Source organism: Sphingobium sp. DN12 (assembly GCF_051058005.1).
Taxonomy (GTDB): Bacteria; Pseudomonadota; Alphaproteobacteria; order Sphingomonadales; family Sphingomonadaceae; genus Sphingobium; species Sphingobium yanoikuyae.
This window is the reverse complement of sequence record NZ_CP173717.1, coordinates 4263013-4283943: the sequence shown is the minus strand read 5'-3', so window position 1 is coordinate 4283943 and position 20931 is coordinate 4263013. Positions and strand designations below refer to the sequence as shown.

Annotated in this window: 18 protein-coding genes and 1 riboswitch; of the genes, 3 read left to right on the top strand and 15 right to left on the bottom strand. The window is 67.7% G+C overall.

All coding sequences use genetic code 11. The features are described 5' to 3' along the window. Positions 1-14: 14 nt before the first annotated feature. Both ACI6S0_RS20310 and mobA read right to left on the bottom strand, forming a co-directional pair. Entirely contained in the window at positions 15-1316 is a 1302-nt protein-coding gene (locus ACI6S0_RS20310; RefSeq protein WP_434404143.1) for a cation:proton antiporter, read from the bottom strand. A gap of 125 nt (positions 1317-1441) precedes the next feature. Beyond that, positions 1442-1981, bottom strand: a complete 540-nt coding sequence (gene mobA, locus ACI6S0_RS20305) for a molybdenum cofactor guanylyltransferase (RefSeq protein ID WP_434404142.1) — start codon at positions 1979-1981, stop codon at positions 1442-1444. A gap of 71 nt (positions 1982-2052) precedes the next feature. Between mobA and ACI6S0_RS20300 the strand changes: the two genes are divergently transcribed. Beyond that, the gene (locus tag ACI6S0_RS20300) at positions 2053-3264 is read left to right on the top strand and encodes a JmjC domain-containing protein (protein ID WP_434404140.1); all 1212 of its coding nucleotides are present in this window, start codon (positions 2053-2055) and stop codon (positions 3262-3264) included. Then, a complete protein-coding gene (locus ACI6S0_RS20295; protein ID WP_010336407.1) occupies positions 3252-3818 on the top strand; it encodes a pseudouridine synthase in 567 nt (188 codons plus the stop codon). Before ACI6S0_RS20300 ends, ACI6S0_RS20295 begins: the two co-directional genes overlap by 13 nt. Positions 3819-4492: 674 nt before the next feature. On the opposite strand, the gene ACI6S0_RS20290 is transcribed toward ACI6S0_RS20295, so the two are convergent. After that, a complete protein-coding gene (locus tag ACI6S0_RS20290) occupies positions 4493-4828 on the bottom strand; it encodes a hypothetical protein (protein WP_278393135.1) in 336 nt (111 codons plus the stop codon). 271 nt (positions 4829-5099) lie between these two features. Here ACI6S0_RS20290 and ACI6S0_RS20285 point away from each other — a divergent pair, with 271 nt between their 5' ends. Next, entirely contained in the window at positions 5100-6944 is a 1845-nt protein-coding gene (locus tag ACI6S0_RS20285) for an ABCB family ABC transporter ATP-binding protein/permease (RefSeq protein WP_434404139.1), read from the top strand. A gap of 51 nt (positions 6945-6995) precedes the next feature. Here the strand turns inward: ACI6S0_RS20285 and ACI6S0_RS20280 are convergent, their stop codons facing one another. The 12 genes from ACI6S0_RS20280 to phhA form a co-directional block, all read right to left on the bottom strand. Next, positions 6996-7601 (bottom strand): hypothetical protein, encoded by a 606-nt coding sequence (locus ACI6S0_RS20280; RefSeq protein ID WP_099232665.1) that lies wholly within the window; start codon positions 7599-7601, stop codon positions 6996-6998. 111 nt (positions 7602-7712) lie between these two features. After that, positions 7713-8348, bottom strand: a complete 636-nt coding sequence (gene bluB / locus ACI6S0_RS20275; protein ID WP_434404137.1) for a 5,6-dimethylbenzimidazole synthase — start codon at positions 8346-8348, stop codon at positions 7713-7715. Beyond that, positions 8348-8953 (bottom strand): cob(I)yrinic acid a,c-diamide adenosyltransferase, encoded by a 606-nt coding sequence (gene cobO, locus ACI6S0_RS20270; protein ID WP_434404136.1) that lies wholly within the window; start codon positions 8951-8953, stop codon positions 8348-8350. The genes bluB and cobO overlap by 1 nt, the downstream gene beginning before the upstream one ends. 2 nt (positions 8954-8955) lie before the next feature. Then, positions 8956-12675: a cobaltochelatase subunit CobN gene (gene cobN / locus ACI6S0_RS20265; protein ID WP_434404135.1), complete on the bottom strand. Its 3720-nt coding sequence runs from the start codon at positions 12673-12675 to the stop codon at positions 8956-8958. Beyond that, the gene (cobW, locus tag ACI6S0_RS20260) at positions 12675-13727 is read right to left on the bottom strand and encodes a cobalamin biosynthesis protein CobW (RefSeq protein ID WP_434404134.1); all 1053 of its coding nucleotides are present in this window, start codon (positions 13725-13727) and stop codon (positions 12675-12677) included. The genes cobN and cobW overlap by 1 nt, the downstream gene beginning before the upstream one ends. Before the next feature lie 177 nt (positions 13728-13904). Next, positions 13905-14146, bottom strand: a riboswitch (cobalamin riboswitch). A 30-nt stretch (positions 14147-14176) separates the two neighbouring features. Beyond that, on the bottom strand, positions 14177-14554 hold the full coding sequence (locus ACI6S0_RS20255) for a Rieske (2Fe-2S) protein (RefSeq protein WP_434404133.1): 378 nt from the start codon (positions 14552-14554) through the stop codon (positions 14177-14179). After that, positions 14551-15195, bottom strand: a complete 645-nt coding sequence (maiA, locus tag ACI6S0_RS20250) for a maleylacetoacetate isomerase (protein ID WP_434405974.1) — start codon at positions 15193-15195, stop codon at positions 14551-14553. Before maiA ends, ACI6S0_RS20255 begins: the two co-directional genes overlap by 4 nt. Continuing rightward, positions 15192-16484 (bottom strand): fumarylacetoacetase, encoded by a 1293-nt coding sequence (gene fahA / locus ACI6S0_RS20245; protein WP_434404132.1) that lies wholly within the window; start codon positions 16482-16484, stop codon positions 15192-15194. Before fahA ends, maiA begins: the two co-directional genes overlap by 4 nt. Then, entirely contained in the window at positions 16481-17797 is a 1317-nt protein-coding gene (gene hmgA / locus ACI6S0_RS20240; RefSeq protein ID WP_434404131.1) for a homogentisate 1,2-dioxygenase, read from the bottom strand. The genes fahA and hmgA overlap by 4 nt, the downstream gene beginning before the upstream one ends. Next, positions 17790-18830 (bottom strand): 4-hydroxyphenylpyruvate dioxygenase, encoded by a 1041-nt coding sequence (gene hppD, locus ACI6S0_RS20235; protein WP_333882936.1) that lies wholly within the window; start codon positions 18828-18830, stop codon positions 17790-17792. The genes hmgA and hppD overlap by 8 nt, the downstream gene beginning before the upstream one ends. 10 nt (positions 18831-18840) lie before the next feature. Next, entirely contained in the window at positions 18841-20052 is a 1212-nt protein-coding gene (locus tag ACI6S0_RS20230; protein WP_434404130.1) for an amino acid aminotransferase, read from the bottom strand. Further along, positions 20049-20915, bottom strand: a complete 867-nt coding sequence (phhA, locus tag ACI6S0_RS20225; protein WP_434404129.1) for a phenylalanine 4-monooxygenase — start codon at positions 20913-20915, stop codon at positions 20049-20051. The genes ACI6S0_RS20230 and phhA overlap by 4 nt, the downstream gene beginning before the upstream one ends. Positions 20916-20931 lie beyond the last annotated feature (16 nt).

Below are 20931 nucleotides of genomic sequence, written 5' to 3'. Positions count from 1 at the left end.
GGGCGCCGCATCGGTCAGGCAGCACCGGGCGTGGCGACGGCGCGCGCGGCGGGGTCATCGTCCGGCCCGTCGGCAATCGGGCCGCCCAGCCCCTTCCGGCGCGCCAGCCGGTCGATCGCCGGAACCGTCATCATCGTCGTCACGATCGTCATCAACGCCAGCATCGCGAACAGTTCCGGCCCGATGATGCCGCGCTGCAGGCCGATATTGATGACCAGCAATTCCATCAGGCCGCGCGCATTCATCAGCGCGCCGACGGCGAGCGCAGTGACATTGTCCTGCCCGGTCAGCCGCGCCGCCGCCCAGCAGGCGCCCCCCTTGGCCAGGATCGATGCCGCCAGGATCGCCAGCGCAACCAGCGCCAGCGACAGGCTGCTGACCATCGTCACCTGCGTATTGAGGCCGGAAACGGTGAAGAAGATCGGCACGAGGAGGCCGATGGTCATCGGTTCCAGCCTGCGGGCCAGCCCCTGCGACAGGATGCCGCGCGGCATCGCCACCCCCAGCAGGAAGCCGCCGAACACGGCATGCAGTCCGGCCATGTCCATCGCCCAGGCGCAACCGCCGAACAGCAGCAGCACGACCAGCAACATGGCCGGCGTGACCCGCCCTTCCCGCTCCGCCCAGCGAGCGAGCGGCGCAAGCAGCCGGCTGCCCAGGAACAGCATGACGATCGCGAACAGCCCGCCGCCGCCCAGCGCCCGGACCGCGATCATTCCGTCCGCGCCGATGCAGGCGAGCAGGATCGCCAGGATCGACCAGGCGATCGCATCGTCGATCGCCCCGGCCGACAGCGCCAGCGCGGCCAGCGGCGTGCCGCCCAGCCCCCGTTCGCGGATGATCCGCGCCAGCACGGGAAAGGCGGTGATGGAAATGGCGACGCCGATGAACAGGGTCGCCTCGAACCGCGTGACCGTCGGCCCAAACAGCCCCATGGCCGACAGCCAGGGCGTCAGCGCCACCGCGCCCAGGAAGGGCACGATGATGCCGCACAGCGAAACCGCAACGGCGCTGCCCGCCTGAAGATGGAAATGCGCGCGGCGAAAGCCGAGGCCGACCAGGAACATGTAGAGGCCGATGCCGGCCTGCGCGACAAATTGCAGCAGCGGCCGGGTCTCGATCGGGAAGAGCAGCGCCTGGGCCTGCGGCGCCAGCCAGCCGAGCAGCGAGGGACCAAGCAGGATGCCCGCGATCATGTCGCCGATCACCCGTGGCTGGCGCAGGAACCGGCCGACCAGCCAGCCGGACAGGCGACAGGCGCCAAGAATGACGACCATCTGCACCGCCAACGCCGCGCCGACATGGACCAGATCCATGCACCCCTCCTTGCCCCTGTCCGGTGCATGGGAATCCCCGTTCCCCGCATCCGACGCGCCGGACAATGGCAGGATGGCGCGGGGGGACAAGTGTTTTTCGCATCCCGCCGCAAAAAATGGGAGCGCTACCCCCGATCGCGCCGGATCGCGGCCAGATCATCGGGCCGGTTGATGTTGGGCAGGACCAGCCCCGGCAGCGTCACGGTGCGCGCACCAATCCGCGCCAGCCAGCCGCGGATCGATCGGTTATTCTCTTCCGCCAGATGCGCGTCCAGTTCGGGCGCCAGCGCGGCCGGCCACCAGCCGAGCAGCTGCTGCCCGTCGAGGATCGCCGCCCGCTCGCCGATCAGCAACGCGGGCAGGTCGGCCGGATAGAAGGGCATGTCGCAGCCGCTGGTCAGCACGCCGTCAAAGCCGTGGGCCTGGGCATGATGCAGCGCGGCGTTGAGGCCGCCCAGCGGCCCCATGTCCGGCCCCGGCCGGTCGGGCAGGCTGAGATAGGCTTCCTCGGTCCGGCCACAGATCGCGATCGCGGCGACATGGGGAGAGAGCGCATCGATCGCATGGTCGATCAGCCGCCGCCCGTCGAGCAGCGCCGCCGCCTTGTCGCTGCCGAAGCGGGTCGCGCGTCCACCCGCCATTATCGCCCCCAACAGCCTGGCCATGCCCGCCCCTCCTGCCGATCCGGTCCATCCGCTTTGACATTGGCAGGGCACAGGGGCAAGGGTTCGGGCCGATGGCAGGCGCGCCCCGCGCGCCGCCCCTTCCCGGCGAGACCCCGATGCATCTGCATGATTTCGATATCGACCTGTTCCTGCGCGACTATTGGCAACAAAAGCCGCTGCTGATCCGCAATCCCTGGGCGCAATGGCGCAACCCGCTGGCGCCCGAGGAACTGGCGGGCCTAGCCTGCGAGGAGGGCATCGAGTCGCGGCTGGTGGTGCAGGCGGACGGCGACTGGAAAATGGAACAGGGGCCGCTGGCGGAGGATCGCTTCGCCGCGCTCGGCGCCAGCCCCTGGACCCTGCTGGTGCAGGCGGTCGATCATCAGGTGCCCGATGTCGCGGCGCTGATCGCCCCGTTCCGCTTCATCCCCGACTGGCGGATCGACGATGTCATGGTCAGCTATGCCAGCGACGGCGGCGGCGTCGGCCCGCATTTCGACCAATATGACGTCTTCCTGATCCAGGGCGCGGGCCGCCGCCGCTGGCGCATCGGCCAGGCGTGCGACGATAGCAGCCCGCTGCGCCCCCATGCCGATCTGCGCCTGCTGGCCGAATTCGACGCGACCGACGAATGGGTGCTGGAACCCGGCGACATCCTCTATGTCCCGCCCGGCATCGCCCATGATGGCGTCGCGGTGGGCGATGATTGCATGACCTATTCGGTCGGCTTCCGTGCGCCGGCGCGCAGCGAACTGATCGAGGGCTGGACCGACCAGCTGCTTGAAGGGCTGGGCGAGGATGATCGCTATGCCGACCCCGCCTTGGCGCGCCAGGCCAATCCCGGCGAGATCGCGCCGGCCGCGCTGGCCCGGTTGCAGGCGATGGTGCTGGAGCAATTGGCCGATCCCGCCGGCTTTGCCCGCTGGTTCGGCGAATATAGCAGCACCCGCAAATATCCCGAGATCGACTGGTCGCCCGAAGCGGCGATCGACGCCGCATCCATGCAGGCGCTGGTGGCGGAAGGCGCCCCCCTGCGCCGCAATCCGGCCAGCCGCTTCGCCTTCGTCCGGGCGGAAGACGCCATCATGCTGTTCGTCGATGGCGCATCGCATGACTGCACCGGCGCCAGCGCGGCGCTGGCGCAGCAATTGTGCGCGGACGACACGCTGGACCTCGATCCGGCGCTGGCGGGCGATGCCGCCGCGATCGCGCTGCTGGTGCTGCTCCACAATCAGGGCAGCATCGCGTTCGAGGATGAGGAGGACGACGCGTGGGACGACTGATCCTCCTCAACAAGCCCTATGGCGTGCTCTGCCAGTTCAGCGATGAGCGCACCGGCCCGCCGCGCCCGACCCTGGCCGACTATGTCGACCAGCCCGGCGTCTATCCCGCCGGCCGGCTCGACCTCGACAGCGAGGGGCTGTTGCTGCTGACCGATGATGGCCGGTTGCAGGCGCGCATCGCCGACCCGCGCTTCAAGATGCCCAAAACCTATCTGGTCCAGGTGGAGGGCGACCCCGACGATGCGCCGCTGGCGGCGCTGCGGCGCGGCGTGCAGCTCAAGGACGGCATGACCCTGCCGGCGGAGGTCGAGCGGATCGACGATCCCGCGCTGTGGCCGCGCGACCCGCCGGTGCGCTTCCGCAAGAGCGTGCCCGATTGCTGGCTGCGCCTCACCATCCGCGAAGGCCGCAATCGCCAGGTCCGCCGCATGACCGCGGCGGTCGGGCTGCCGACCTTGCGCCTGGTCCGCTGGCGCATCGGCGACTGGACGATCGACGACATCGCGCCGGGCACCTGGCGGGAGGCGCCGGCAATCCTGCGCCAGGGCCGATAGAAGACGCCTCTCCCGAAGTTCACAGTGTAAACGGGCTTTCGGGGCCTTTTGCGCCGGTTTTGCCCCCGTGACGCGCCGGTCACGCATCCATGACGCGTCACCTCCAACAGGGGGCGGGTCCGCGCACCGCGCCCGGATCGCCCCCGCCGCGCGCCGCCGAGGCGACACCCACGCACCGGTTGCGCACCGGGCAGGCGCCGGATGGAGAAGACGGGGTGACGAAGGAACGCGCTGTCGCATCGCCAAGGGTAGACCAGAGACAGGGCGAATAGGAAAGCGGTGGGCGATGGCGCCCACCCGTGCGACCGGATCGCGTCCGGCGCGACATTGCTGAGGATGAGCGGAAGCAACTATCTCCCGTCATTGATGGCTGACGGCCCAATGCTGCCCTCTCCCTCGTCGTCATCCCGGACTTGATCCGGAATCCATTCAGCAAGCCCTATCTGGCGCAGTGCAGAATGGATCTTGACTGTCGTCAGGATGACGCCTGTGGGGATTGGCAGGTTTCGAGCAGAAGCGGCTGTTCCCTACTCCCCTCCCTTCCAGGGAGGGGCCGGGGGTGGGTGCGCCGCGCAGCGGCGGTCTACGATCGATAGGGCAGAAGCTCGCTACGCTCGCAACCCACCCCAACCCCTCCCTGGAAGGGAGGGGCTATGCCTTGTTCCAACCCCATATCACCCGTCCCGTTCGCGCGCCTTGACCTTGCGGACCTCGGCCAGCTGGCCCATCAGGATCGTCAGCGCATCGCGCTCCGCCTGCGGCAGATCCTTCATCTCGAAATGGCGGATCAGCACTTCGAGCGCATCGCCGATCCGGCCGATCTGCCGGCCATAGCTCCCCACCTCGTTCAGCACCGTGCGCTCTATGTCCGGGCGTGCCGTCTGACCGAGCGCGATATTGATGAGGCCGACCTGGCCGCCGCTCTGCGTCCAGGTCAGGGGATTGATCGCCTGCCACAATCTTTCGGGGGCCAAAGCCATGCTGAAGGGGGCCGCACTGAAGGGTTCCATGCCGTGCTCCTTGTCGGGGAAGGATGACGGAGGCGAAGCCTGCCATGGGCGCCGTATCGGGGCAAGATGCTGTCCTACAGCAGCCCGCTTTGCTATCCTTGCCACCCGGTTCCCGACTTTTCGATAGGATCGGCGGGGCGCAAGAAAATGTCAGAATGTGCGGGAAATGTGCGAAGTTAAGCGGATCATCTCCAACAAGGGACGCTTTTGCGGGACCGGCCGGATGGTCGCGCCACTGGATTGCCGCCCGTCATGCCCTAAATAGCGACAAATGCCCCCAGCCACGCCCGATTCCACGCCCCTTCCGCCCGCCTGGGCCACGCTGCGGCGCTTCATTCCCTATCTCTGGCCGGCCGATGCGCCGGCGCTGCGCCGTCGTGTCGCGGTGGCGCTGGCGCTGGTCGCGCTGGCCAAGGTCGTCACCCTCGCCATGCCCTTCGCCTATAAGGGCGCGATCGACCGGATGGCGCCGGGGCTGGAGCCGGCCGCCGGCCTCGCCATGGCGCTGGTCGTCGCCTATGCCGGCGCGCGCTTTGGCGGCGTGTTGTTCGACAATCTGCGCAACGCCATTTTCGAGAAGGTCGGGCAGGAAGCGGGCCGGCGCCTGGCCGACGATGTCTTTGTCCATCTCCACCGCCTGTCGCTGCGCTTCCATCTCGACCGGCGCACCGGCGCCGTCACCAAGATCGTCGAGCGCGGCACCAAAAGCATCGACACGATGCTCTATTTCCTGCTGTTCAACATCGCGCCGACGGTGCTGGAACTGCTCGCCGTCTGCGCCATCTTCCTGGTGAAGTTCGGCCCCGGCCTGGTCGCCGCGACGCTGGTCATGGTCGCCCTCTATATCTGGTTCACCCGGCTCGTCACCGAATGGCGCAACCAGCTGCGCCGCGACATGGTGGACATGGACACCAGCGCCGTCGCCCATGCCGTCGACAGCCTGCTGAATTTCGAGACGGTCAAATATTTCGGCGCCGAGGAGCGCGAGGCGCGGCGCTACGGCACCGCCATGCGCCGCTATGCCAAGGCGGCGGTAAAGTCGGAAAACAGCCTCGCCTGGCTCAATATCGGCCAGTCGCTGATCACCAACCTGATGATGGGCGGGGCGATGGCCTATACCGTCTGGGGCTGGAGCCGGGGGCAATTTTCCACCGGCGACGTGGTGCTGGTGAACACGCTGTTGTCGCAGCTGTTCCGCCCGCTCGACCTGCTCGGCATGGTCTATCGCACCATCCGCCAGGGCCTGATCGACATGGAGGCGATGTACAAGCTGATCGATACCGAGACGGAGGTGGCCGACGCGCCCGGTGCCCCGGCGCTGCAGGTGGCGGGCGGCGCGGTCCGCTTCGACGCTGTCCGCTTCGGCTATGATCCCGAGCGTGAAATCCTCCATGGCGTCAGCTTCGCAGTGCCGGCGGGCAAGACCCTCGCCATCGTTGGCCCATCGGGCGCGGGCAAGTCGACCATCGCCCGCATCCTGTTCCGCTTCTACGATATCCAGGGCGGCACCGTGTCGATCGACGGGCAGGATATCGCCGCCGTGACGCAGGCATCGCTGCGCGCCGCGATCGGCATCGTGCCGCAGGACATGGTGCTGTTCAACGACACGGTCGGCTATAATATCGGCTATGGCCGCGAAGGCGCGAGCCAGGCGGATATCGAGGCCGCGGCCAGGGCGGCGTCGATCCACGACTTCATCATGAGCCTGCCGCAGGGCTATGACACCCGCGTCGGCGAGCGCGGCCTCAAGCTGTCGGGCGGCGAGAAACAGCGCGTCGCCATCGCCCGCACGCTACTGAAAGACCCGCCGCTACTGGTACTGGACGAAGCGACCAGCGCGCTCGACAGCCGCACCGAGACCGAGATCCAGACCGTGCTGCGCGACATCAGCCGCAAGCGCACGACATTGGTGGTCGCCCATCGCCTGTCGACCGTGGTCGATGCCGACGAAATCATCGTGCTGGACGCCGGCCGCATCGTCGAGCGCGGCCGCCATGCCGATCTGGTCCGCGCCGACGGTCTCTATGCCACCATGTGGGCGCGTCAGGCCACCGAGCGCGACGACATGCCGCAGGAGCCGGGGATCGAGGACATGTTCGAGGTCGCCCCGCAATAGCAACGCCCCCTCCCGCTGGGGGAGAGGGCGTCCAGGCATATGTGACGATAATTAGTTCTGCGTCGTCACCGTGGTGGTCGTGCGTTCCGCAACCGTGGTCGGTGCGGCCTTCTTCTTGACCACGGTGGTCGTGCGCTTGTGTGCGCTGCTCCGCGATGGTGCGGCCTTGACCGTTTCGGTGGTCACGGTGGTGGTCGGCGAAGTGGCGGCGGCGAGCGATGCCGAAGTCTGCGCGGCCTTGGCATCGGCCGCTGCCGAGGCGGCGGCCCGTTCGGCGGCGTCGGCGCGGGCATTGGCGGCATCGGCCTGCATCTGCGCGCTGGCAGCCGTCTGCGCCTGGATCTGCGCGTCGGCGTCGGCCTGTTGCTTATTCTCGCCGATCGCCATGTCGGCGGCCTGTTGGGCATCGATGGCGGACGCGATCGCCTTCTGCTCCTTGCCGCTTTTCAGTTCTTCCTGCGCCAGGCGCAGCGACGCCTGCGCACGGGACAGCAGGTCGGGCGATGCGTTGAGCTTGGTCGCTGCGTCGATCTTGCCCTGTGCCTGGGAGATGGCGGCCAGTGCCCGTTCCTCATCTCCAGCAAAGGCCGGCGTGCTGGTCAGAAAAAGTGCGGATGCAGCCAATAGGCTGCCAATGACGGACCCGTTCTTATGCATGTTCTTCTCCTGCCATTATCTTATGACGGCTCGAAAAACGTGCCTGTCTACTCGCCAGTTCCTCCGACTGGCGAAGTAGAGCCTCGCTTCATCCCCGAAAAGGCGGTTTGGTCAGCACTCGCTGATCTGGGCCAGCGGACCGAGCCGGGCTTGCCAGCCCAGCCGGTCCAGCTCGGGCGTGTCGGCGACCGCTTCGGGATGGCCCAGGCACAGCAGGGCGGCGAAGGTCCAGTCGTCGGGCACCTCCAGCGTCCGCGCGACAAAGGCCGGATCGAGGATCGATACCCAGCCGAGCGCCAGCCCGCGCGCCCGCGCTGCCAGCCACAGCGTATGGATCGCCAGCACCACCGAATGGAGCCGGGTCTGCGGCATGGTCGCCGCGCCCAGCCCCGCGCCGGCCGTGGTCGCATCGTCGCAGAAGACGGCGATGATCTCCGGCGCCTCGCCCAGGCCGTGCAGCTTCAGCGCGCGATAGGCGTCATGCCGGGTCGCGTCGGCGATCTGGCTGGTGGCGCGCTCCCGCTCGGCATCGACATGATCGGCCAGTGTCGCGCGCAGCGTTGGCGTCTTTACCCGGACGAAGCGCCAGGGCTGGCTGTTGCCGACCGAGGGCGCCAGTTGCGCCAGCGTCAGCAGTTCCAGCACCACCGCCTCGTCCAGCGGATCGGTGCGGAAATGGCGCACGTCGCGGCGCCAAGTCAGCAACTCCGTCAGCGTCACGCAGAAATCGGGATCGAAGGCCTGCATCAATATTCGATGCCGGCCTGCGCCTTCACCCCGCTGCGGAAGGGATGCTTGATCATGGTCATTTCAGTGACCAGGTCGGCCGCCTCGATCAGCGCCTCGGGCGCGTTGCGGCCGGTGACGACGACATGTTTCATGTCGTCCTTGGCGGTCAGCACCGCCAGCACCTCGTCCAGCGGCAGATAGTCGTAGCGCAGCACGATATTGAGCTCATCGGCCAGCACCATCGCATAATCGGGGTCGGCGACCATGCGCGTCACCTCGTCCCACGCTTCGCGGGCCAGCGCGATGTCGCGGCTGCGATCCTGGGTGTTCCAGGTGAAGCCCTCGCCCATCGGCTTGAATTCGACCTGTTCGGGGAAGGCATCGAACACCGCCTTTTCGCCGGTGGTCATCGCGCCCTTCACGAACTGGACCACGCCGACCTTGCGGCCATGGCCGATCATGCGGACGACCATGCCCAGCGCCGCCGTGGTCTTGCCCTTGCCCTTGCCGGTATGGACGATCAGCAGGCCCTTTTCCTGGGTCTTGGTCGCCATGATCTTGTCATGGGCGGCCTGCTTCTTCTTCATCTTCTCCGCATGCTGTTCGTCGGTGCGTTCGACCATCGTCACTCTCCTGCAAGCTGGGCGAGCAGCATGCCCGCGCTGTTCGATCTGGGTTTCCACAGGCCGCGTTCCAGCGCCTCGGCCAGCCGGGCAGCGGTCTCGCGCAGGGCGGCGGGATTGGCGTCGGCCATGAAGGCGCGCACGGCGTCGTCCTCGATGAAGGCGGCATGGACGGCATCGAAATGATGGTCGCGCACCGCATGGGTGGTGGCGGCGAAGGCGAAGAGATAGTCGACCGAGGCGGCGATTTCGAACGCGCCCTTATAGCCATGGCGCATGACGCCGGCGATCCATTTGGGATTGGTGACGCGGGCGCGGACGATGCGGCCGATCTCATCCTCCAGCGTGCGGATCACCGGCCGTTCCGGGCGGCTATGGTCATTATGATAGCTGAGCGGCTTTCCGCCTTTCAGATGCTCGATGGCGGCGGCGATGCCGCCTTCGAACTGATAATAATCGTCGCTGTCGAGCAGGTCATGCTCGCGATTATCCTGATTCTGGACGACCGCGTCGGCCTGGGAGAGGCGGGTGGCGAACAGCGCGCGCTCACTGTCGCCCTCCACCCCTGCGCCATAGGCATAGCCGCCCCAGTCGAGATAGACGTTCGCCAGATCGGCGCGGCTGTGCCAGATCTTCTCGTCGATCATCGCCTGCAACCCTGCGCCATAGGCGCCGGGCTTCGATCCGAACACGCGGGCGCCGGCGCGGCGTGCGGCCTCCGCCGCATCGGCGCCGTCCGCCACCAGCGCCGCCTGTTCGGCGCGATGGCGGGCGGCGGCGGGATTATCCTCGTCCGGCTCATCGAGCGCCATCACCGCGCGGGCGGCGCTGTCGATCAGGTCGATCTGTTCGGGGAAGGCATCGCGAAAGAAGCCGGAGACGCGCAATGTCACGTCGACGCGCGGTCGGCCCAGCTCGGCCAGCGTCATCATCTCGAAGCCGACGACCCGCCCCGAACTCCATTCCCAGCGCGGCCGCACGCCCATCAGCGCCAAGGCCTGCGCAATATCGTCGCCGCCGGTGCGCATGTTCGCCGTGCCCCAGGCGGACAGGGCGATGGCGCGGGGATAGTCGCCCTCGCGCTGGAGATAATCATCGACCAGCAATTGCGCCGATCGCTGGCCCAGATCCCAGGCGACGGCGGTCGGCACGGCGCGGGTATCGACCGAGAAGAAATTGCGCCCGGTCGGCAGCACGTCGGGCCGGCCGCGCGTCGGCGCGCCCGATGGCCCCGGCAGCACGAAGCGTCCGTCGAGGCCGGTCAGCAGGGCCGCCGCCTCGCGCGTGCCACAGACGTCGACGCGCGGCGCGAGATCATCGGCGATCGCCGCCAGCACGGCCGCGCTGGCCGGGCCGACCGGCGCCGCGCCATCGACCAGCGCCGCCGCCAGCAATTCCAGCCGCTCGACCATGTCGCCATGGGTGCGCCAGGCATCTGTGGATAAGTCCGCCAAGGCGGGCGGACGCGGCCCATCCCACGGCGCGCCCAGCATGCAATCGAGCGGATCGAAGCCGAGCCTCAGATCATCGGCCAGCGCCCGCAGCAAGGAGGCCTGCCCCGGATGATCCAGGCCACGCGGCGTGCGCGCCAGCGCGATCAGCAGGTCGCGGCGCAGCCGCCCTTCCGGCGAGGCGGTGAAGACATGCAGCCCGTCGCGGATCTGCAATTCCTTGAGCTCGCACAGATAATTGTCGATCGCAGCGAGCGCGTCGTCATCATCACCGGCGGCGCCCGCATCCTTGTCCAGCCCCTGGCTACGGGCCAGGTCGATAATATCGCGGCGCAGCCGGTCGAGCCGCCGCGGGTCCATGCCGGCGGCGAGATAATATTCGTCCACCAGCGCTTCGAGCTGCTTGAGCGGGCCATAGCTTTCCGCCCGCGTCAGCGGCGGGGTCAGATGATCGAGAATGACCGCACCGATGCGGCGCTTGGCCTGCGTCCCCTCGCCCGGATCATTGACGATGAAGGGATAAAGTTGCGGCACCGGCCCGGCACAGATTTCGGGGAAGCAATCGGCCGAAAGCGACACCGCCTTGCCCGGCAGCCATTCCAGATTGCCATGCTTGCCGACATGGACCAGCGCCTGCGCCCCGAAATCCTGAGCCAGCCAGACATGGAAGGCGAGATAGGCGTGCGGCGGCGGCAACGCGGGGTCATGATAGCTGCTCTTGGGATCGATATTATAGCCGCGCGCCGGCTGCACCGCGATCGCGACATGGCCGAAGCGATGGACGGCAAGGCGAAAGGCGCCGTCCCGCACGAAGGGATCGGCCTCGGGCGGTCCCCAGCGATCGACCATGGCGTCACGCGCGCCGGCGGGCAGAGCGGCAAGGGCGGCGCGATAGACATCAAGCGACAGGCTGACCTCGCCCGACCGATCCAGCGACGCCAGATCATTGGTGACGCCCCCGGTCATCAGCCGCATCAGCGCGGCGCCGTCGCGCGGAGCGTCGCCGATCGCATAGCCGGCCTCGCCCAGCCGGCGCAGGATCGCGGCGGCGCTGGCCGGCGTGTCGAGGCCGACGCCATTGCCGATCCGCCCGTCGCGATTGGGATAATTGGCCAGCACCAGCGCAACCCGGCGCTCGGTCGGCGCAGTGCGGCGCAGTGCCGCCCAGTTGCGTGCCAGATCGGCGACGAAGGCGACCCGGTCGGGTGCCACCCGCGGCACGACGATGCCGCACTGGGTGCGTTCATCGAACCGCTCGGCCGCCTTGAAGGCCACGGCGCGGGTGAAGAGGCGGCCGTCCACTTCGGGCAGGGCGACATTCATCGCCAGGTCGCGCGGGCCAAGGCCACGGGCGGACCCGCGCCAGCTGCCTTCCTCGACCCCGGCAAAGGCGGTCTGCAGGATCGGGCAATCGGCCTGTTCCAAGATGCCCGATACGCGCGGTTCGGACGACGACGAGGCGGCGAAGCTGGTCGCATTGACGATGATGTCGGGCGCGATGTCGGCCAGCAGCCCGCCAAGCCAGTCGCGCACGAACGGCTCGCGCAGCGCGCGGACATGCACGGCGGCGACATTGAAGCCGCGCGCGCCAAGCGCCGCCACCATCGCATCGACCGCGCTCAGCGTGCCGGCCACCACCAAAGCGCGATAGAAGATCAGCAGCGCCACCGGCCGCCCCTCGACCCAGGTCGCGCGCAGTTCGGCCACGCCGGGCCGGTCATGGCCGGGCAGATAGAGGCCCGCATCGGCAATCGGCAGCGGATGGTCGGGCTCGCCCGCATCCGCGCCGGTCAGCCGAGCGGCGCAGCGCAGGAAGGACAGCGCATTGGCGGTGCCGCCCTGGCGCAGATAGTCGCGCAGCTGCTCGCGCATCGCCGCCGGCACAGTGGAGGCACGATCCAGCGCCGGGTCGCCTTCGCGCCCGTCGGCGATCGCGGCGAAGGCGATGCCGCGTTCGCGCGCGACCTGCGCAATCTCGTCCACCCCATAGGGCCAATAGCTTTTGCCGCCGAGCAGGATGACGCAGACGAAGCGCGCCTTGGCGATCACCTTCTCGACATAGAGGTCGACCGAATAGGGATGCCTGAGCTGCAGCAGATTGGCCAGCCGCACGCTCGGCGCATCATCGGGCAGGCGCGCGGCGGCAGCGGCGAAACAGGCCAGGTCGCTGTCCGCCACGGTCAGGATGACGATGTCGCCGGGCGGCTGATCGAGGTCGATCGCCTCCTCGCCGTCGCTGATCGTTCCCGGCGTGGCGGACAGAAGATGCATCAGCCGAGCACGGCCTGGATGTCGGTCTCGATCGCGGCGCGGTCCAGCCCCTTCTGGCCGATCACCACCAGCTGGGTGCGGCGCGCCTCCCCCGCCTGCCAGGGACGGTCGAAGAAATGCTGGATGCGCGGGCCGACCGCCTGCACGACGAGGCGCATCGGCTTGCCGGCGACCGCGACCATGCCCTTGACGCGCAGCACATCATGGGTGGCGATCAGCGTGGACAGCGCCTGCACCAGCGTGTCGGGATCGGCGACCGCATCGCCGCCGACGACGAAGCTGTCGAAATCATCATGGTCATGATCCTCGCCCTCCGCCTCATGGTGCGAGGGGCGGGCGTCAAGATCATCCTCCGCTGCCGCGACGATGCCCAGCAGCGCGCCGATGTCGACCGCGCCATGGGCGGCGCGGACGATCTTCACGCCGGGCCGCGTCTCGGCATCGACCTGCGCCTCGACCGCGGCCAGCGTGTCGGCATCGACCAGGTCGCTCTTGTTCAGCACCACCATGTCGGCGCAGGCGAGCTGATCCTCGAACAATTCCTCCAGCGGGCTGTCATGGTCCAGATTGGGGTCGGCGGCGCGCGCTGCGGCCAGCGCGGCCTCATCGGTGGCGAAGCGGCCGGCGGCGACCGCATCGGCGTCGATCAGCGCGACGACGCCGTCGACCGTGGCGCGGGTGCGGATGTCGGGCCATTGGAAGGCCTTGACCAGCGGCTTGGGCAGGGCCAGCCCAGAGGTTTCGATGATGATATGGTCGGGCGGGCTCGGCCGGTCGAGCAGCGCGGTCATGGTCGGCAGGAAATCGTCGGCCACGGTGCAGCAGATGCAGCCATTGGCCAGCTCGACAATATCCTCTTCGGGGCAGGCGGCGTCATTGCAGCCCTTCACCAGTTCGCCGTCGACACCGACATCGCCAAATTCGTTGATGATGAGGGCGAGGCGGCGCCCCTTCGCATTTTCCAGCAGGTGGCGGATCAGCGTGGTCTTGCCCGCGCCCAGGAAGCCGGTGATGACGGTGGTCGGAATCTTGGCAGATGCAGTGTTGGCCATGACAAATACTCGCGCGCCGGAGCAACCGGGGCGGGAGCGAACCGGGCGCGCACGCACGGCCGGCCGGCATCGCGGACGGGCGCTTGTTCGCCCGCAGATGCGTGACCGCGCGGCTCCAGCCGCCAACCTGTCGCTCAGACGGAACACCGTGCCCCGGCCATCCCCTGGACCAAAGCAAGAGCGACCTAAACGCCGGCAGGTCTCCTGGCTTGCGGGTCATAGCGGGAGGAACGGCCTTCCCAGGCCTCGCAGGATTTAGCGTCCGGCCCAGTGGCTGCTGATCCCGCATCGGGGACAGCTTTGTTCATCACGCTCGCCGCTCACAGTTGCAGGGACAGCTGCGGACTTGGATGCCATGGCATCCGCACCGCCTTCCCATTTTAAGCCCCCGTGGGGGCACCGGCGCGATCATGTCGGGACGATGCGAAGCGCCGTCCCTGGGCCGGTTCCTAGTCGCTTTGGGCAGCGGTGACAATCCAGCCATCGGCGATGGCGAGCGGCCAGGGCGCAATGCGCTGACCGACGCATGGCCCACCGACGCAGACGCCATCGGTGCGGCGGAACAGGGCGCCGTGCCAGCTACAGCGGATATGGCTGCCATCCGGGGTCAGATAATCATCGAGCTGCTGGGCCAGCGGCAGGCCGGCATGGGGGCATTGATCGACAAAGCCGGCGACATGATCGCCATCCCGCACGGCAAAGCCATGGAAGCGGCCGGCGCGCATCTGCAACACGAAATTGCGCGCCTTGCCATCGGCGATCTGCTCGATCGGGCAAAGGCGCACGCCCGCCGGCGTCGCGAACAGGCGCGTGTCGGCGTCGCTCATATGTCGGCGTCGGGCTGGCGATCGGGGTGCGCGGCGGCAAAGGCGGGGAGCGCGCATGCCACCGCGTCCACGGCGCACAGCCGCGGAAAGGGCGTCAGGTCGACGCCGAAGCGCCGGGCATTGTAGAGCTGGGGCACAATATGGCAGTCGGCGAAGCTGGGGCTGTCCCCGAAGGCATGGGTGCCACCATGGCGCGCGACCAATGTTTCGAGCGCGGCCAGCCCCTCGCCGGTCCAGCGGGCGATCCAGGCGCGGACCTGATCCTCATCGGCGCCAAAATCCTGCCGCAGCGCCTGCAATATGCGCAGATTGCCGAGCGGATGGATATCGCAGGCGATGATGGCGGCCATGGCGCGGACGATCGCCGTATCGCCCGGATCGGCGGGCAGCAAGGGCGGCTGCGGCCAGCGGGCCTCGATCCATTCCAGGATCGCGCCGCTCTGCGTCAGCACGCTGTCGCCATCGACCAGCGCTGGCACCAGCCCCTGCGGCGCCAGCGCTCGATAATCGGGCGCCCGCTGCGCACCGCTGCGCAGATCATGGGTGACCTGGGCATAGTCGACACCCTTCAGGGCCAGCGCGATCCGCACGCGATAGCTCGCGCTCGATCGCCAATAGCCATGAAGGGTGAGGTCGCTCATCGCGCCGGCACGACCGTCGCGCGGCATTCGCCAAAGCCGATCGACACATGGCCGGGGGCGGACGCGGTGGCGCGCAATGTCACCTCGTCGCCATCCTCCAGGAAGCAGCGCGTCTCGCCCGATGGCAGGCTGATCGGCTCGCGGCCGCCGCTGCTGATCTCCATCAGGCTGCCATAGCCCTCGCGCGTCGGGGCGGAGATGGTGCCGCTGCCGAGCAGATCGCCGGGCATCAGGTTGCAGCCATTGGAGGCATGATGGGTGACGATCTGGCTGACGGTCCAGTACATGTTGCTCGCTGGCCCCTGGCTCAGCCGCATCGGCGGCTGGCCTGCGTCGCGCATCGCCTGGGTCGAGAGATAGACTTCCAGCGTCAGCGCCAGCGCGCCATGAGCCTGATCATCGGCATCGCTGAGGTAAGGCAACGGCGCCGGGTCTCCGTCCGGCCGGGGCGGCTGGGCGATGCGGAACGGCGCCAGCGCCTCGGGCGTCACCACCCAGGGCGAAATGGTCGAATGGAAATTCTTGGCCAGGAAGGGCCCGAGCGGCTGATATTCCCACGCCTGGAAATCGCGCGCCGACCAGTCGTTGAGCAGGCAGAAGCCGGCGACATGATCGGCCGCCTGGCCGATCGGGATCGGGCTGCCCAGATCATTGCCGGCGCCGATCCACACGCCCAGTTCCAGCTCATAATCGAGCCGGGCGGTCGGGCCGACCACCGGCACATCGGCCTCGGGCGGCTTACGCTGGCCACGCGGACGGACCAGCGGATCACCCGACGGACGGATCGAGGAGGCGCGGCCATGATAGCCGATCGGCACATATTTATAATTGGGCAGCAGCGGATTGTCGGGCCGGAACTGGCGGCCGATATTGTTGGCGTGATGGATGCCGACATAGAAGTCGCTATAATCGCCGATCCGCGCCGGCAAATGCAGCATGCAGTCCGCCGCCCGGTGCAGCAGCGGCTCGACCGCCAAGCGATGGGCCGGGTCCGACAGCAGCGCGCTGATCCGGCGGCGCAGGGCGACCCGCTCCGCCACCGGCAGCGCCATCAGCGCGTTGAGCTGGCCTTCCAGCAGCGGCGCGCAATCGATCAGCCCGGCCCCGACACAGGCGGCCAGGTCCAATATGGCGTCGCCGATCGCGACACCGGCGCGCGGCGAAGCTCCTGCGGGCGAGAACAGGCCATAGGGCAGGTTCTGGATCGGGAAGTCGCCATGATCCTGCGCGCTCGCAACCCAGCTGGTGCGGGCGGGATCATGGGTTTCGTCGGTTTGCCAATAGCTCATGGGGTCTCGTTCATCGGGGGCAGCTGGGCCTTGCGGAAGCCAGACCAGCAATCATCATAATCGGGTTGCAGCAGCGAGCTTTCCATCGCCCAGCGCGTCGGGCGCAGCACCATCCGGCTTTCGAACATGAAGGCCATGGTGTCGGCGATGCGCTGCGGCGCCAGGTCGGCGGCAATCGCCTTGTCATAGCTCGCCCGGTCGGGGCCATGGCCGGCCATGCCATTGTGCAGCGACGCGCCGCCGGGCGCGAAGCCGCCCGCCTTGGCATCATATTCGCCATGGATCAGCCCCATCAGCTCGCTCATCACATTGCGGTGGAACCAGGGCGGCCGGAATGTGTCCTCCGCCACCATCCAGCGCGGCGGGAAGATGACGAAGTCGATATTGGCGGTGCCCGGCGTCTCGCTCGGCGATGTCAGCACCGTGAAGATCGAGGGATCGGGATGGTCGAAACTGACCGTGTTGATCGTGTTGAACCGGGTCAGGTCATAGCGCAGCGGCGCGAGATTGCCGTGCCAGGCGACGACATCGAACGGGCTATGGTCCAGCATGGTTATCCACAGGCGGCCCATGAACTTCTGGATCAGTTCAAACGGCCGCTCGACATCCTCATAGGCCGCGACCGGCGCCTCGAAATCGCGGGGGTTGGCCAGGCCGTTGGCGCCGATCGGTCCCAGATCGGGCAGGCGGAAGGGCGCGCCGTAATTTTCGCAGACATAGCCGCGCGCCGCGCCCTCGATCAGCTCGACCCGGAAGCGGACGCCGCGCGGGATCAGCGCGACCTGCAACGGCGCGACATCGATCACGCCCAGTTCGGTGACGATACGCAGCGCGCCCTGCTGTGGCACGATCAGCATCTCGCCATCGGCGCAGACGAAGGCACGGTCGACCATCGAGGCAGTCGCGGCGTAGAGATGCACGGCGCAGCCCTGGCCTGCTGCGACATCGCCATTGCCGGCATAGCTGGTGAGGCCGTCGATGAAGTCGACGTCACGCTCAGGCAATGGCAGCGGGTTCCAGCGCAGCCGATTGGGCGAGGGCGGCACCTCGTCAAATGGCGCGCTGCGCAGCAAGGCTGCAGCATCATAAGGCGCGAAGGGTGGATGCGATGCCGCCGGCCGCATGCGATAGAGCCAGCTGCGCCTGTTCTCCGCCCGTGGCGCGGTGAAGGCGGTGCCCGACAATTGCTCGGCATAGAGGCCATAGGGCAGGCGCTGGGGCGAATTGCGCCCCACCGGCAGCGCGCCGGCCACCGCCTCGGTCGAAAAATGATTGCCGAAGCCGCTCATCATCCGGGGCGGCGCGTCACTCATCGACGGTGATCACGCCGCGACGGATCTGGTCCAGCTCGATCGATTCATAGAGCGCCTGGAAATTGCCATTGCCAAAGCCTTCATTGCCCTTGCGCTGGATGATCTCGAAGAAGATCGGGCCGAACATCGTCTCGGTAAAGATCTGCAGCAAGATGCCCTCCTCGCCGACATTGCCGTCGATCAGAATGCGGTTGCGCTTGAGACGTTCCAGATCCTCGCCATGGCCCGGCACGCGCTGGTCGACCAGCTCATAATAGGTCTCGATCGTGTCCTGCAGCCGCACGCCGCGCGCGCGCAGCCGCTCGACCGTGTCATAGATATTGGCGGTGGTGAGCGCGATATGCTGGATGCCCTCGCCATTATAGTCGCGGATGAACTCCTCGATCTGGCTCTTGTCGTCCTGACTCTCGTTCAGGGGAATGCGGATCGCCTTGTCCGGGGCGATCATCGCCTGGCTGAACAGGCCGGTCGCCTTGCCCTTGATATCGAAATATTTCTGCTCCTCGAAGCCGAAGAGGGTGCGGTAAAATTCGCTCCACACCCGCATCTGGCCGCGCTTCACATTGTGGGTCAGATGGTCGAGCAGGTCGAGACCGACATTGTTGCGCGCTTCGGCTTCCTGCCAGCCGGGGAACTCGGCCCAGTCGGCATAGGGATCGCCGCCATCGGGCATGAAATAGAGATAGGAGCCGCCAATTCCCTGGATCACCGTGTCATTCTCGTCGGTCGGCTTGCCGCCATGGTCGAGCGCCCAGCGCAGCGCCGCATCGGGATCGGCGACGCGAAAGGCCATGGCGCTGGCCGATGGGCCATGTTCGCCACGGAACGCAGCGACCCGCCCGGCATCGTCGCGATTGAGCATCAGGTTGATGCGTCCCTGCTTGTAGCGGGTGATGTTCTTGGTCGGGTGCCGGTGCGTCGCGGTGAAGCCCAGCTGCTCGAACTGGGCGGCCATCTTCTCGGGCTCGGGCGAGGTGAATTCGACGAATTCGAAGCCGTTGAGGCCCAGCGGGTTGGCGGGATCGATGGTCATGACGGGGTCCTCAGGCAGAAGGCAGATGCGGCGAAAGGCCGGCGACGAAGGCGGAGATGGTGTCGAGCCGCAGCCCGGCAATGTTGATGCGGCCATTGCCAGCCATGTAGATGCCATGGTCGGCGCGCATCGCGGCGACGGCGGCGGCGCTGACCGGCAGCATCGCGAACATGCCGCGCTGGCCGGCAATGGCGGCCAGCTGCGGATGGGCCGCGGCCAGCGCGGTGCGCAGCGCATTGATGCGGGTGCGCATCTGGTCCAGCTCGCCCGTCCATTCCGCCCGCAACGCCGGCCGTTCCAGGATGGTGCGGACGATCGCCGCGCCATGATCGGGCGGCATCGACCAGATGCCCCGCGCCAGCGCGACGATGTTGGAGAAGGCGAGCGCGGTCAGCGCGGCATTCGCCCCCTGCACCCACAGCGCGCCCACCCGCTCGCGATAGAGGCCGAAATTCTTGTCGCAGCTATAGGCGACCAGCGCATCGGGCACGGCGGCCAGCATCTGCCGCGTGGCGGCGGCATCCGCCTCCAGCCCGTCGCCCAGCCCCTGATAGGCGAGGTCGATGAATGGGATCAGGCCGCGCGCCGTACACAGATCGGCGATCGCCGCCCATTGATCGGCGCTGAAATCGACGCCGGTCGGATTGTGGCAGCAGCCATGGAGCAGCAGCACGTCGCCGGCCTGCGCCGCGGCCAGATCGGCCAGCATCGCATCGAAATCGACCGCGCCGGCACCATCCAGAAAGCGGTGCGAGGCCAGCGTCAGCCCAGCCTCGCGAAAGATCGGCGCATGATTGGGCCAGGTCGGATCACCGATCCACACGGTGGCGCCGGGCCGGGCGCGGGCGATGAGGTCGGCGCCCAGCCGCAGCGCGCCGGTGCCGCCGGGCGTCTGCACCCCGGCGATCCGGTCGGAGCCGGCCAGCGGACCAAAGATGATGGCGGCGAGCAGGTCGACAAAGCCCGTGTCGCCCTCCGGCCCCAGATAGGATTTGCTGCCCTGCTCGGCCAGCAGCAGCGCTTCGGCCGCCTTCACCGCGCGCATCACCGGGGTCGCACCCGCTTCGTCGCGATAGACACCGACGCCGAGGTCAATCTTGTCGGCGCGGGGATCGGCGCGATATTGCGCGATCAGCCCCAGCAGCGCGTCGGGCGCCTGGCGATCGAGCGCACCGAACAGGGACCGGCCGGGTGCCGGGGCAAGAAGGGTCGTGTCTGTCATAGAACCTCAGTTGCGCGGGCACGGGCATAGGCCTGGGTGCCCTGTGTGTAGATGATGTCGGTGTCGGTGATCGCGTCGGTCGCGAAATCGGGCTGTCCTGCCAGCTCCGCATAAAGCGGGGCGAAGTCGGTCTCGACCGTCTGGCGCAGCAGATCCTCGAAACTGTCGATGACGAAATAGCTCTGCTGATAATCGTCGATGCGATAGCGGGTGCGCATCAGCCGTCTGAGGTCGAAGCCCAGGCGATGGGGCGAGGGATCGTCGAGCGCGAAGACGGATTCGCCATAGGAGGAGACGATGCCCGCGCCATAGAGGCGCAGCCCCTCGGGCCGGCGGATGAGGCCGAACTCGACCGTGTACCAGTAGAGCCGGGCTAGGCGCTCGATCGCGCCCAGATCGGCGGCGCGAAGCCCGCCCTGCCCATAGGCCTGCATATAGTCGGCGAAGACCGGGTTCGCGAGCAGCGGCACATGGCCGAAGACATCGTGGAAAATGTCCGGCTCCTGCAGATAATCGATCTGCTCAGGCGTGCGGATGAAGCGGCCGGCGACGAAGCGGCGATTGGCCAGATGCTCGAAGAAGACCCGGTCGGGGACGAGGCCGGGCACGGCGACCACCTGCCAGCCGGTCGCCCGCATCAGCCGATCGGACAGTTCCTCGAAATTGGGGATGCCGGGGCGGTTGATGCGCAATATGTCGAGCCCGGCCATGAACTCGGGCACCACCCGGTCGGGCAGCATGGCGGACTGGCGCGCGAAGAGCGTGTCCCACATCGCATGTTCAGCCGGCCTGTAGCGGTCCCACGCCTGCGGGATCGTCCAGTCAGCCGCAGCGCCTGCGGGCGGTTCAAGCTCCTCTACCATCACGCCAATCTCTCAC

Coding starts and splice junctions, on each gene's coding strand:
- ACI6S0_RS20310 (WP_434404143.1), bottom strand. CDS start 1,316: ATGGATCTGGTCCATGTCGGCGCGGCGTTGGCGGTGCAGATGGTCGTC.
- mobA (WP_434404142.1), bottom strand. CDS start 1,981: ATGGCCAGGCTGTTGGGGGCGATAATGGCGGGTGGACGCGCGACCCGC.
- ACI6S0_RS20300 (WP_434404140.1), top strand. CDS start 2,053: ATGGCAGGCGCGCCCCGCGCGCCGCCCCTTCCCGGCGAGACCCCGATG.
- ACI6S0_RS20290 (WP_278393135.1), bottom strand. CDS start 4,828: ATGGAACCCTTCAGTGCGGCCCCCTTCAGCATGGCTTTGGCCCCCGAA.
- ACI6S0_RS20285 (WP_434404139.1), top strand. CDS start 5,100: ATGCCCCCAGCCACGCCCGATTCCACGCCCCTTCCGCCCGCCTGGGCC.
- ACI6S0_RS20280 (WP_099232665.1), bottom strand. CDS start 7,601: ATGCATAAGAACGGGTCCGTCATTGGCAGCCTATTGGCTGCATCCGCA.
- bluB (WP_434404137.1), bottom strand. CDS start 8,348: ATGCAGGCCTTCGATCCCGATTTCTGCGTGACGCTGACGGAGTTGCTG.
- cobO (WP_434404136.1), bottom strand. CDS start 8,953: ATGGTCGAACGCACCGACGAACAGCATGCGGAGAAGATGAAGAAGAAG.
- cobN (WP_434404135.1), bottom strand. CDS start 12,675: ATGCATCTTCTGTCCGCCACGCCGGGAACGATCAGCGACGGCGAGGAG.
- cobW (WP_434404134.1), bottom strand. CDS start 13,727: ATGGCCAACACTGCATCTGCCAAGATTCCGACCACCGTCATCACCGGC.
- ACI6S0_RS20255 (WP_434404133.1), bottom strand. CDS start 14,554: ATGAGCGACGCCGACACGCGCCTGTTCGCGACGCCGGCGGGCGTGCGC.
- maiA (WP_434405974.1), bottom strand. CDS start 15,195: ATGAGCGACCTCACCCTTCATGGCTATTGGCGATCGAGCGCGAGCTAT.
- fahA (WP_434404132.1), bottom strand. CDS start 16,484: ATGAGCTATTGGCAAACCGACGAAACCCATGATCCCGCCCGCACCAGC.
- hmgA (WP_434404131.1), bottom strand. CDS start 17,797: ATGAGTGACGCGCCGCCCCGGATGATGAGCGGCTTCGGCAATCATTTT.
- hppD (WP_333882936.1), bottom strand. CDS start 18,830: ATGACCATCGATCCCGCCAACCCGCTGGGCCTCAACGGCTTCGAATTC.
- ACI6S0_RS20230 (WP_434404130.1), bottom strand. CDS start 20,052: ATGACAGACACGACCCTTCTTGCCCCGGCACCCGGCCGGTCCCTGTTC.
- phhA (WP_434404129.1), bottom strand. CDS start 20,915: ATGGTAGAGGAGCTTGAACCGCCCGCAGGCGCTGCGGCTGACTGGACG.